General features: G+C 27.8%; 12 protein-coding genes and 1 pseudogene. 5 read left to right on the top strand and 8 right to left on the bottom strand.

All coding sequences use genetic code 11. The features are described from left to right. Positions 1-4: 4 nt before the first annotated feature. From CVOLT_RS03260 to CVOLT_RS03245, 4 genes and pseudogenes are all read left to right on the top strand, one after another. Positions 5-961 (top strand): methionine ABC transporter ATP-binding protein, encoded by a 957-nt coding sequence (locus CVOLT_RS03260; RefSeq protein ID WP_039665413.1) that lies wholly within the window; start codon positions 5-7, stop codon positions 959-961. Between the two features lie 20 nt (positions 962-981). Then, positions 982-1,617, top strand: a pseudogene (locus CVOLT_RS03255) (methionine ABC transporter permease); the annotation flags it as partial. Between the two features lie 9 nt (positions 1,618-1,626). Further along, entirely contained in the window at positions 1,627-2,832 is a 1,206-nt protein-coding gene (locus CVOLT_RS03250) for a DUF8374 domain-containing protein (protein WP_052243162.1), read from the top strand. A gap of 76 nt (positions 2,833-2,908) precedes the next feature. Then, entirely contained in the window at positions 2,909-3,679 is a 771-nt protein-coding gene (locus CVOLT_RS03245) for a MetQ/NlpA family ABC transporter substrate-binding protein (protein ID WP_039665412.1), read from the top strand. A 30-nt stretch (positions 3,680-3,709) separates the two neighbouring features. Here CVOLT_RS03245 and CVOLT_RS03240 read toward each other — a convergent pair whose 3' ends face one another. Both CVOLT_RS03240 and pta read right to left on the bottom strand, forming a co-directional pair. Next, positions 3,710-4,894, bottom strand: a complete 1,185-nt coding sequence (locus CVOLT_RS03240; RefSeq protein ID WP_039665411.1) for an acetate kinase — start codon at positions 4,892-4,894, stop codon at positions 3,710-3,712. 8 nt (positions 4,895-4,902) lie between these two features. Next, positions 4,903-6,357, bottom strand: coding sequence for a phosphate acetyltransferase (pta, locus tag CVOLT_RS03235; RefSeq protein ID WP_039665410.1), 1,455 nt, complete (start codon positions 6,355-6,357; stop codon positions 4,903-4,905). A gap of 84 nt (positions 6,358-6,441) precedes the next feature. Here pta and flgH point away from each other — a divergent pair, with 84 nt between their 5' ends. Then, entirely contained in the window at positions 6,442-7,143 is a 702-nt protein-coding gene (gene flgH, locus CVOLT_RS03230; RefSeq protein WP_039665409.1) for a flagellar basal body L-ring protein FlgH, read from the top strand. 11 nt (positions 7,144-7,154) lie between these two features. Here flgH and CVOLT_RS03225 read toward each other — a convergent pair whose 3' ends face one another. The 6 genes from CVOLT_RS03225 to CVOLT_RS03200 are packed head-to-tail and all read right to left on the bottom strand — an operon-like array spanning position 7,155 to position 12,955. Further along, positions 7,155-8,555: a Mur ligase family protein gene (locus CVOLT_RS03225; RefSeq protein WP_039665408.1), complete on the bottom strand. Its 1,401-nt coding sequence runs from the start codon at positions 8,553-8,555 to the stop codon at positions 7,155-7,157. Further along, a complete protein-coding gene (estV, locus tag CVOLT_RS03220; protein WP_039665407.1) occupies positions 8,548-9,291 on the bottom strand; it encodes an EstV family lipase in 744 nt (247 codons plus the stop codon). Before estV ends, CVOLT_RS03225 begins: the two co-directional genes overlap by 8 nt. Beyond that, positions 9,278-9,505 (bottom strand): type II toxin-antitoxin system Phd/YefM family antitoxin, encoded by a 228-nt coding sequence (locus tag CVOLT_RS03215; protein WP_039665406.1) that lies wholly within the window; start codon positions 9,503-9,505, stop codon positions 9,278-9,280. Before CVOLT_RS03215 ends, estV begins: the two co-directional genes overlap by 14 nt. 2 nt (positions 9,506-9,507) lie before the next feature. Further along, positions 9,508-10,548, bottom strand: coding sequence for a D-alanine--D-alanine ligase (locus tag CVOLT_RS03210; protein ID WP_039665405.1), 1,041 nt, complete (start codon positions 10,546-10,548; stop codon positions 9,508-9,510). An 11-nt stretch (positions 10,549-10,559) separates the two neighbouring features. Beyond that, the gene (gene ruvA, locus CVOLT_RS03205) at positions 10,560-11,111 is read right to left on the bottom strand and encodes a Holliday junction branch migration protein RuvA (protein WP_039665404.1); all 552 of its coding nucleotides are present in this window, start codon (positions 11,109-11,111) and stop codon (positions 10,560-10,562) included. Beyond that, positions 11,108-12,955 carry a flagellar assembly protein A gene (locus CVOLT_RS03200; protein WP_039665403.1) on the bottom strand — a complete coding sequence of 616 codons (1,848 nt, stop codon included), beginning with the start codon at positions 12,953-12,955 and terminating at the stop codon, positions 11,108-11,110. Before CVOLT_RS03200 ends, ruvA begins: the two co-directional genes overlap by 4 nt. Positions 12,956-13,031: the final 76 nt, after the last annotated feature.

Genomic DNA, 13,031 nt, shown 5'->3' with positions numbered 1-13,031 from the left:
ATAAGTGATAAAAATACAAAATTTAAAAAAATACTATGGAAAAGACTTAGTCATCAATGATGTATCTCTAGAAGTTTCAAAAGGTGAAATTTATGCACTTGTTGGGCATAGTGGAGCTGGAAAATCCACTTTATTACGATGCATTAATGGTTTAGAAAGTTATCAAGATGGTAGCGTTAAGGTTTTTGATCAAGAAATTAAAACCCTTAAAGAAAAACAACTTAGAGAATTTAGAAAAGATATAGGTATGATTTTTCAACATTTTGCTCTAATGAGTCGTAAAAATATTTTTGAAAATATCTCCATGCCTTTAGAAATTCATGGGTTTAGCAAAACAAATATACAAAAAAGAGTCACAGAGCTTTTAGAGCTTGTAGGACTTAGCAATAAAAGCCATTCTTATCCAGCACAATTAAGTGGCGGACAAAAACAAAGAGTGGCTATAGCAAGAGCTTTAGCCTTAAATCCTAAAATTTTATTAAGCGATGAAGCAACTTCAGCTTTAGATCCTAATACTACAAATAATATCTTAGAGCTTATTGCACAAATTAATAAAGAATTTAATATAAGTGTTATTTTGGTAACCCATGAAATGGAAGCAGTAAAACAAATAGCCCATAAAGCTGTTTTACTTGAACATGGACAAATCATAGGAAAAGGAAAAGTTGAAGAATTATTTTTAAAACCTAGTCAAAAAATGCGTGAATTTTTAGGAGAAAATGAATTTTTACCTCAAAATGGAGTAAATATTAGACTTTATTTTTGCAAAGAAAAAGCAAATCAAAGCATTATTACCCATATGGCTAGAACCTTAAATATAGATTTTAATATAGTATGGGGAAAAATTGAAAAATTAAACAATAATGCTTTGGGTAATTTAGTTATCAATATTTCACCTAAAGATCAAGAAAATGTATTGAATTATTTACAAAATAATGGCGTGATTTGGGAGCTTGTATGAATTTAGAAACCATTTTAATCAATTTTGAAAATATTTTATATCCAGCTTTGTTAGAAACTTTATATATGAGTTTTGTTTCGACTTTTTTGGCTTTTTTAATCGCTATAATCCCTGCTATAATGCTTACCGTTACAGATAAAGGAGGATTATGTGAAAATAAAAGTATTTATAATGTGCTTGATTTTATCATTAACATATTAAGATCTTTTCCATTTTTGATTTTAATTGTAGTTTTAAGCCCATTTACTAAATATATCGTTGGTATGAGCATTGGAACAACAGCAACTATAGTCCCTCTTACTATAGGAATAGCTCCGTATTTAGCTAAGATGATAGAAAGTGCTTTTAAGGAAATTGATCAAGGCATTATAGAAGCTGCAAGATCTTATGGAGCAAGTAAAACTCAAATCATTTTTAAAGTCATGCTTAATGAAGCACTTCCAAGTATCATTAATGGTACAACCATGATTTTAATCGTAGTTGTAGGTTTTTCTGCTATGGCAGGAACTGTTGGAGGAGGAGGTTTAGGAGATGTGGCTATACGCTATGGTTATGAAAGATTTAACACCCAAATCATGATACAAACTGTAATAATTTTAATCATTTTAGTGCAAATCATACAATTAATAGGAAATTTACTCTATAAAATAACAAAAAGATAATTTATGAAATACAAACTAGGAATTTTACTGGCTGCAACTAAAAATTCAAGTTTTACAATAGGAACTTTACTCATTAACATTATGGATGTAATGAGTGAAAAAATAGATATATTTTATATCATCCATGATGGTTTTTCCACTCAAGATCAAGACATAATGAAAAAAATTGTCAAAAATAAAACTATTAAATTTATACTATTTACCCAAGAACATTTTACTAAACTTATAAATCAAGACAAAAGCCAAGATAAAATTTCAGATTTGTTTTTTATTAAAAGATGGACTCATATGGCTTTTGCTAGATTTGAAGCATTTAAGTTTTTACATGAATGCGAGTGTATTATTTATCTTGATTTTGATGTATTGTTGTTAAAAGATATTAGCGAACTTTATCGTTTGCGAAGTAAAAAATATCATTTTGGAGCAAGATTAGGCAAAACTTTGATTAAAACCGCATTACCTTTAGAAAATAATTATCCTAATAAATGTGTTTATCAAACAGGTATTTTGGTTTTTACTGATCTTATAGAAGATCCATTAAAATGCTATAATTTCATCTACACTTATTTATCAAAAAATAAATTCAATGTTCAAGATCAGGGCGTATTTTCATTAATGCTTTTGCAAAATAATTTTAAAGTCAAAAATTTAAAAGATAAATACACAGGAAGCACTCATTATCTTACCAATATGATGCAAAATGCTTCTTTAGTGCATGCAAGTGGGACCAATAGTCGATTTTGGAATAGCTCATTATGCAATCAAACTTGGCCAAGTTGGCAAAAATACTATGAGCAATGGCAAGAACTTGGCGGAAGTAAATATCAAGGAAAAATTCAAATAGATAAAAAACAAGCTAAACAAAGAATCAAATACCATCTTTCATATAAACTAGGATATGCCATCATAGATGCAGCAAAAAATAAAAAAAAGATTTTTTTACTCCCTTATACACTTTTAAGAATTTATTACCAACATAAAAATATTGCTAAAAAATTCCAAGAAGATATTAAAAATAATCCTCATCTTAAATTGCCTCCTTTGAAAACTTATGAAGATTATCCTACCGAAGGCTTGCAAAATAAACGCTCATATTCTTATAAAATAGGTAAAAAACTCATACGCGCTCAAAAAAATTGGCGTAAAGGAGGATATTTTATCTTCATTAAACAATTAAAAAAAATGTCTCAAATTCACAAAAATAAGTAAAACAAACCTAAATTATCTTATTAATATTTTTATATTATAATCTAAAGCATATCAAAATTTATCAAAAGGAGCAATCATGAATTTATTAAAATTTATTGCTTTAAATACACTTTTAGGTGCAAGTTTATTTGCTAGCGAAATCATCACCGTAGCTGCTACTCCTGTTCCTCATGCAGAAATTTTAGAACAAATCAAACCTGATTTAGAACAAAAAGGATACAAGCTAGAAATTAAAGAATTTACTGATTATGTTTTACCTAATTTAGCGGTTGATGGTGGCGAAATTGATGCAAATTTTTTCCAACACATACCTTATTTAGAAGAATTTAACAAAAATAAAGGAACCAAACTAGTAAAAGTTGCAGCAGTTCATATAGAACCAATGGCTGTTTATTCTAAAAAATTTAAAAGTATTGATGAATTACCAAACGGTGCGACTATAGCTGTGCCAAATGATCCAACAAATGAAAGTAGAGCTTTAGATATTATCGCAAAAGCGGGTTTAGTTAAATTTAAAGATAGTGCTTTAAAAACCCCTGTTGATATCATTGATAATCCTAAAAAAATCAAATTTGTAGAATTAAAAGCAGCTCAACTTCCAAGATCTTTAGAAGATGTAGATTTTGCGGTTATTAATTCAAATTATGCTTTATCAGCGGATTTAAATCCAGCTAAAGATAGTGTCTTAATCGAAGATGGTCAAAGCCCTTATGTAAATATACTTGTTATAAAAGAAGGTCATGAAAATGATGAGAAAATTAAAGCTTTAAGCCAAGCTTTGCAAAGTCAAAAAGTAAAAGATTATATCAATCAAAAATACAATGGCTCAGTAATACCTGCATTTTAAACCAAATCTTGAGTAATTTTACTCAAGATTTTATCTACAATTTATAAGATTTGCTGTAATTTTTGCAATTTCTAATTCTTCTTCAGTAGGAACTATCAATATATCTATATTAGAATTTTCTTGGCTAATTTGCCCACTTCTTAAATTTGCATTTTTAGTTGTATCAATTTTAAAGCCTAAATGCTCTAATCTTTTACACACTTTTTCTCTTACTTTGGAGTCATTTTCTCCTATACCTGCAGTAAAAATTAATGCATCTACTCTAGGTAAAATAGCATAATATGAACCAATATACTTAGCTAATCGGTAACAAAACATATCTAAAGCAAGTCTTGCTTTATCATCATTTTGTTCAATTTGCGCATGTATATCCCTAAAATCATTATAACCACAAATTCCATATACACCACTTTTTTTATTCATAATAACATCAAGTTCATCGGTGCTTAAATTTAATTCTTTAGATAAAAAAGGTAATACAGCTGGATCCATATCACCACATCTAGTTCCCATGATTAATCCCTCTAAAGGAGTTAAACCCATAGAAGTATCAACACATTTTCCATTTTCTATAGCACAAACACTAGCGCCATTTCCCAAATGAGCACTAATTGCATTAAAATCATTTATATCTTTACCAAGCATCTTAGCAGCTTGCTTACTCACATAAGAGTGCGAAGTCCCGTGAAATCCATATTTTCTTATTTGATGTTTTTCATAGTATTCATAAGGAAGTGCATACATATAAGCATAATCTGGCATACTTTGATGAAAAGCTGTATCAAAAACTGTTACATTTGGAACATTTTTAGCAGCACTCATCATAGTTTTAATGCCTACTAAATGCGCAGGATTATGTAGTGGGGCCATATGAGAAATTCTTTCAATTTCTTTTAAAACATCATCATTAACAATGCAGTGTTTGGTTAAATTTGAACCTCCATGAACAACCCTATGCCCACAACCATCAAGCTCACTTAAATCACTTAAAATTCCACTTTGAGCAAATAACTCATTTACAAGTTTTATTCCCTCTTCGTGATTTTTTATGGCTAATTCTCTTTGAATTTTTTCTGAAGTTTTCAAATTTTTTAATTCTATGTTTGAGATTTTCTCACCTATTTTTTCAACCAAACCCGAAGCTATCGCTTCATCATTATCAAAAAGCTTAAATTTGATCGATGAAGAACCTGAATTTAAAACTAAAATTTTCATTTTTCTCCTTATTCTTGCGCTTGAATTGCACTTAAAACTACAGTATTAATAATATCTTCAACCAAACAACCCCTGCTTAAATCATTTACTGGCTTTTTAAGACCTTGTAAAACTGGACCTATGGCTAAAGAATTAGCTGTTCTTTGAACTGCTTTATAGCATATATTTGCAGCATTTAAATCTGGAAATATAAATACATTAGCATGACCTGCTACTTTAGAATTTGGCATTTTGCTTTTTGCAGTCATTATATCTACTGCTGCATCAAATTGTATAGGACCATCAATTAAATATTGTGGATACTTTTCTTTTGCAATTTCTACAGCTTTTTTTACCAAATCTACACTTATTCCACTACCACTATCACCACTAGAATATGAAAGCAAGGCTACTTTTGGATCAAGTCCAAAAGCTTTTGCGCTATTTGCACTCACATATGCAAGCTCTGCAAGCTGCTCAGAAGTAGGATTTGGCATAACCGCACAATCTGCAAAGACATACACTTGATCTTCTAAAGACATAAAAAACATACCTGAAACAGAACTCACATCGCTTTTAGTTTTAATAAGTTGTAAAGCTGGGCGTATAGTTTGTGCTGTTGTGGTGCTTGCTCCACTTACCATAGCATGAGCTTTGTTAGTATGAACCAACATAGTACCAAAATATGTTTTATCTTGGATGAGATTTTTTGCCTCTTCTTTGCTCATACCTTTATTTTTCCTTGCTTCATATAAAAGTTCTTCAAATTCTTCATTATATTGTGAATTTTTTGGATTTATAATACGCACACCATCAATTTTAATATTTAAAGCATTGGCTTTAGAACAAATTTCATTACTATCACCGAGCAAAATCAAATCAACAATATCATTTTGCACTAAAAATTCACTTGCTCTTAAAATTCTTTCATCAAAACTTTCTGGTAAAACTATGGTTTTTTTATTAGACTTTGCTTTTTCAAAAAGCTCATAGGAAAATCTTGCCTTTGTTTTATAAGTATAAGAATCAATCAAAGAAAAATCTTCATCATTTTTTAACAATACAAAATTTTTTAATTTTTGCTCTAATAAAAAATGTAAAATTTCATAATCTTTGTTTTCTTTTGCGTATAAAGGAGTATTTAATTCTTTAGCCAAAGATATATTTAAATTTAAATCACCCATTAATCCAAAATCATACACGCCAAAGCTTATTGTATGATGATTTGCTTTAATTTTTTCAAAATCTTCTATGATTTTTTTAAAAAAATCGCTTGAATTTTTTACCATAATTGTTTTGTAATTTTCATTATCAAAAGTATAAGAAAAATTAAAATTAATTTGTTTATCATGACATAATTTTTCTACTTTTTCTTTGACGAAATTGTTTAAAACTGGAAAATAAAAAACAACATCGGTATTGATTTTATCAATACAAGAATGAACTAATTTTTCATCATAATTTAAAATAAAAACTGAATTCATCATTTCCTTCTTTTTAGCAAATTAATTGTTTTTTTGTAATATAATAATTTTAAAATTCATCATACTAAGATAAGGTTATAATTTATGAAATTTAAAAATGTTAGTTTATATATGTTACCTTTGGTAATGATTGGTTGTAGCGCTACGGTAGATCCACATATTAACATGAAACCACCTGCTTATGTAGAAGAACTTGCACCAAAGCAAAATCATAACACGCAAACCAATCCTGGCTCGCTTTTTGGAAAAGGAGATAATCCATTATTTTCTGATAAAAAAGCTATGAATGTAAATGACTTAGTAACTGTAGTAATTAGAGAAACTGCTACACAAAATTCACAAGGCTCTAAAGCCACTAGCAAAAACAACAATGTCAATTTAGGCGGTGGACAAATCACAACAGGAGCTGGACTTAGCAAAGCAAGGGATTTTTTAAATGATTATACCAATGTAGGCTACAAAACTGCTAGCACTTCACAATATCAAGGCACAGGAACTCAAACTAGAAGTGAAAATTTCCAAACAACCATTTCAGCAAGAGTAATCAAAGTATTATCTAATGGAAATTATTTCATAGAAGGAAGTAGAGAGCTTTTGATAAATGGTGAAAAACAAATTATCCAACTTAGTGGCGTTATAAGACCTTATGATATTTCTCAAGATAATATGATAGATAGTAAATACATTGCTGATGCAAAAATTCTTTATAAAACCGAAGGCGATATAGACAAATCTACCCGCAAACCTTGGGGAACAAAATTTATGGAAACTGTTTGGCCTTTTTAAGCCAAACATTCTTACATAAAACTTGGTGCATCATTTGAAAATAAAATCAAATCTCCATTTTTTGTAAAATTAGCCAAAGTTTCTACCAATTTAGTTTTATCTTTTAAAACAATATTTTCAAGCTCGATGTATTTGTTTAAAATTTGACTATTTACTTCTGAAGTGATAATCACAAAATCAAAACACTCGTTAATAATCTTACAAAGCTTGATATTTTCTTCTTCATTAACTTCAACTATACCAGGTGTGACAAGCACTCTACGACCTTGATAAGTTTTACAAAGCTCATAACTTTGACTCATACCTTTAAAATTTCCATTAAAACCATCATCAATGATAAATTTAGGCTCTTTTGAAATAATTTCCAATCTATGCTCTACAGGTTTTAATTTAGCCACATTTTTAACAATATCATTTATATCCACTTTTAAATAATAACTCATCGCTATACACGCACTTAAATTATAAGCATTAAAAGCTCCAAGTAATGGCGTGTAAAAACTATATTCTTGATTATCAAGTTTCATCTTAAATTGCAATCCATCTAAACTAGCTTGCACTTGAGTTAAAAAATTATCATAAAATTCATCCTTATATAAAGTACTTGAGTGAAGAAAATATTTTTCCAAACGCTTTGAATTTAATGCTTCTAATTTAGTCTTGCGTATATTTTCTCGGGTTTTAAAATACTCAAGATGAGCCAAACCTATCTCCCCTACTATGCAAAATTGAGGATTTAAAAATTGAGTGATTTCTAAAATATCATTTTGTTTTCTAGCACCTGCTTCAACTATGTAAATTTGAGTATTTGGATTTAAATTTTCGTTTATATCTTTGATAATTCCTAAAAAAGTATTTACGCTTCGTGGGGTTTTATAGCAAATATATTGCTCTTTTAAAAGTTCATATAAAAAATTTTTTATACTTGTTTTACCAAAACTTGCGGTAATTAAAATAATCTTTAAATCATCATTTGCAAAAATTTTTTTCTTAGCCTTTTGTATAAAATACAATTGGTTGATTTTTTCTATTAAAAAACTGCATACAAAAGCACAGATTAATGCTTCTAATCCTAAATAATGAAAATTTACAAAAACTACACTAAATACAAACAAACACAAAAAATATCGTTTAATTCTAGCTGTAAAAACTAATTTTTTATCTAAATTTTTATATAAATACACACCATAAGCCAAACAACATACAAACGCGATTAAATATGGTAAAAAATTATTGATATATAAAGAAAAAATAAAAAATACATATGGAATAAAGATAAAATATACATGCCACAAAGGTTTAGCAAAATGCAAGAAAATCCTACTAAATTTATAAGAATACCATTGCAAAGCCAAAATCAAATAAAAACCTATAATAAAATTTAAACTCAAAAAAGAAATAATTTCAAGCATTAATTGCAAATTCCTTATCGATTGTTTCACTGATAAATTGAGCATGCTTTAAAAAGAAAAAATGATCGCCTTCTAAAGAATAAAATTTTCCTTTTTTTGCTAAAGAATGTATTATAGCTCCACTTTTTAACGGCGTGGCTTTATCTTCATTGCCCCAAAAAATCAAAATAGGATTAGATAAGCTTTGAAATTCTTGCTCTAAATTTTCATTGACAACTTTTTTAAAAGTTTCATACATAATCTCATTCATACCTTGAGCATCTTTACTGATGAAAAATTTTCTAATATTATCGCTATATGGAAAATGTTTTAAAATTTTAAAAAGTGCAATTTTAAATTTAACCTTAAAACTTTTTGGCAAAACCACACCCGCACTAGAAAGCAAAATCAAACCCTTATAAGCATGTTGCTTACACATCAAAGTAGCAACTTTTCCACCAAAAGAATGACCCATTAAAAAATCGACCTTAATTTCAAGAGTTTTTATAAAATCCTCTACAACTCTTGCATAAGCATAAGAATCCATAGCTACATCGGTGCTTGAATTACCAAAACCAGGCAAATCAAGATAAATTTGTTTGTAATCTTTTAAATATTGGCCAAAAGCTTGTTTCATAAGCTCTTTATTAGCTCCCCAACCATGTAAGATAAGCATGGTATTTTTGCATTGTAAATTTAAAATTTCATAACTTAGATTATAAAAATAGCCATTAGAATACACTCTAGTCTTTGCCATCGTTTGCCTTTTGCTTATAAATATTTTCTAAAAGCATTACAGCTTCACTCAAACGCTCATATTCTTCAAAACTAAGCAAAACAGCTTCAAATTTATTATTTTTAACTATAACAAGCCTACCATTTTCACTTTTTTTAGTTTTTTCAAGTATGGTGCTAAAATTTCTTACCACTTCAGTTGCAGTATAAATTTCATCTTTGCTAAAAGTGGTCATAATTATAATTTACCTTTTTGTCCATTAATATTATGTAAAAATTTATAATCAATCTTAATTTGTTTTTCAAGATTAATATTTTTTGCTAGTGTATTTATAATTTGAGTAAAATCTTCAAAAAGATAATTAGCTAATGAACCTGGATTTGGATTAATTTCATTTAAATAAACCTCATCATCAATCACAAAAAAATCACAACGAATTAAAGCACCTTTAAATAAAGGATTATAAATTTTACTAAAATTATCTTTTAATTTTTGTTTTAATTCCTCGCTAATATCAGCTTCGCTAATTTTATTACTCTCTGAAAAACCTAAATATTTTTGCTCAAAATCTAAAATTTCATTTTTTTTAGGTTCTTCTATCATAGAAAAACAAAATTCATCATTGATCATACATCCTGCAAGATTGTATTCTTTTATATTGCTTATAAAATTTTCAACCACGATATCATCATCAAATTCATAAGCAATATCTTTTGCATATTTAAAATCTTCTTCATTTTTAACTATACTAATACCAATACTACTACCAAGTCTTGCAGGTTTTAAAATACAAGGAAAATTAATATTTTCATTTTTATCTTGATGTAAATTTAAAACCTTATAATCAAGAGTTTTAACCCCAACACTTTTTGCATAAAGCTTTGTAAAGATTTTATTAAAAGATAAAACACTAGCTTCTAATCTTGGACCAATGTATTTTAAACCATAAAAATCCAATAAAGCAGCTATTTTACCATCTTCTCCGTCTTTACCATGAACGATATTAATCATCATATCTACTTCAACTTTTTTATCGCCAAGTAAATTTTTGATAAAAAAACCACCCTGCTTTAAAATCAATTGTTTTTCCTTTTTATATGCACCACTACTAAAAGTCTTTGCATTCATTTTGGCTTCATCAATAAGATAAAATTCTTTTTTATCATCACAAAATATAAATTTTTTTTGAGCTTTTAAGACTTTTTTTAAGACCACTGCACTTACTATGCTAATTTCATGCTCGTATGAATTTGCACCAAAAATAATCCCATATACCATCAATATCCTTTTTATGCTAATTTTTTCAAAGCTTCTTTTATAAGCTCACTAGTTTCTAAATTTTGACAAGCACTTAAAGCTTTTAAAATATTTTCTTGTTTAAATCCTAAAGAAAGTAATGCTGCTAAAGCTTGAGAATGTGCTGGATTTGAATTTTCAATATTTATTTTAGCATCGCTTAATTCTGCGATAATTCTTTTAGCGCTTTTTGACCCTATGCCTGGAACTTTTTTAAACACATTCTCGTCGCCATTTTGCAATGCTGTATAAAATGCATTTGTATCCAAACTTGAGCAAACAGCCATAGCAGTAGTTGCTCCAATTCCGCTAATTTTAATCAACAATTCAAACATTTTTTGCTCATTTATATCTAAAAATCCATAAAGTTTATGAGAGTCTTCTTTGATAATTTGAGTTATTAATAATTCTATTTTGTCATTTTTATTAAATTTTGCAGAACAAAATAAAGATACATTAATTCCATAACTTATTCCATTTGATGTTTTTAAAAATACAAAAGTAGGATCTTTTTTGGTTATTTGACCTTCTATTGCAACTATCATTGATCTTCCTTATAAGTAGCAAGTGTGCGAATTTCATAACTTGTATCATCTTCACCTATTTTTATTAACTGCAGGCATTGAATTTTTTCTTCTTTTTGAGGAGAAAAAGTTAATTCTTTACTTGGATATAATAATTTAAATTTAATTTCATTTAAATCCGCCCAATCGCCATTTTTATTAATAATTTTTGCTTCTAACAATTCTTCTTGAACTTTTTTTAATTTTTCAATACCATCTTTTTCTTGCTCTATCAAATTTTCTAGTGTGATTTTTAAATGATTAAAAAGTTCTATTTTGTGATTATAATCATTAATCGTGCTTTTGTAAGCTTGTGGTATAGGTTTTTTAGCGGCCATAAATTCTTTTGCCTTTTGCTGTAAAAGCTTTACAGAATCTTTACTTACATGGATGGTATGTCTTATTTCTTCTAATTCATTTTTGGTTTTTTCTTGCTCAATTTTATTATTTTCTAAATTTTGCAATAATACTTCACCACTGCCATCTTGCTCAAAAATTTTAGCATGCTCTATAATTAGTTTATTACCAGTTCCTTGAACTTTACCTATATGTATAAGTTTTTTTGCACTACACACACAATTATTAAAAAGTTCTTCTATATAAATTTCATCTGCGATAATCTCTCCACCCATAGCTTTTTTGATATTAACTTTTTTTGCTCTAAGAATTCCATTTTCTAAGCCTTCAGCTTTAAATTCATTTGCCTTACAATATCCTTTTAAGATATCTACCTCAACATTTTCTCCATAAATTTTACTTTTTTGATGCATACTACCTTTAAGCAAAAGCTTTTTAGCTCTTAAGGTGGATTCTTGAGCTATATTTCCTACTACTTCAAGTTCTTGAGCTTCTAGGGTTATCCTAGGTCCTACAGCCTCTTCTAATAAATTAGTATTTTTAACAACAATACTCACTTGTTTATCTAATCCCGCCCAAATAGAACCAGTGCTTTTAAAATCTACCTTTTTAAGTTCTAAATGATTTTCTATTTCATATGTAGAATTATTAACTATAATAAAACCATCTTTTTTTGCTATATACTTTATACTTTCTTCATCTTCTTTGATTTCAAAATTATTAGAAACACTTATTTTTTCTTCATTGAGTTTAGGTGGTAAAGATTTTAAAAATTTAAATTTTAAATCCCTACCCTCTTTTCCATCTTTGGGTTTTATCCTTTCTATAGCAAGCTCATCTTTTCCCACAGGAGCCACATAGTTTCTATTCATCATATCATCAAGATTTTTTAATTTTTCAAGATAATGAAAAATAATTTTTTCATCAATGCTAGTTTGTGGTTTTAAACCCTTACTCACTTCAAATTCTATCTCAAAATTAAATGCTTTTTTTTCTTTAACTTTTGCATTAAAATTGATAATTTGTTTTTTAAAATCAAAAATTCTAAATCCAAGTAAAAATCCTTCTTTTATCATCTGTTTATAAACAGCTTCAAAAACATCTAAGGCAATTTTTTCATGATATGAAATATTTTCATTAGCTTTTACAATAGCTTTTAAAAAAGTGCATAATTCATCGGTTTTTAATTCTACATTTATTTTAGAACTTGCAATATTTGCTTTTGTATCAATTTGAATTTTATATTCTTGTTCTATATTTAAATTTGGATTTAAAAAATTTTCATCTTCTTCAAAAATTTGCAATTGTTGCTCATTTACTTTATGCCAAGTTTGATTATCAAAAGTATAAGAAGTGTTAAAACTTAAAAGCTTAAAATCTAAATTTTTAGCATCAATTTTATTTGCAAGAGCAAACGATAAAAGTTCTTTATAAGGATCTTTGGTATATAAAATCGCATTTTCTTTCATATATTCAAAACTTTCATAAATTTTTATATATTAAAAAATTGATTGTAGCTAAAATAAAATCAAAATTTCGTTAAAA

The sequence above is a fragment of the Campylobacter volucris genome (assembly GCF_008245045.1).
Classification (GTDB): Bacteria; Campylobacterota; Campylobacteria; order Campylobacterales; family Campylobacteraceae; genus Campylobacter_D; species Campylobacter_D volucris.
Note: the sequence above shows the minus strand (reverse complement) of the source record. Positions and strands in the feature narration are given on the sequence as shown.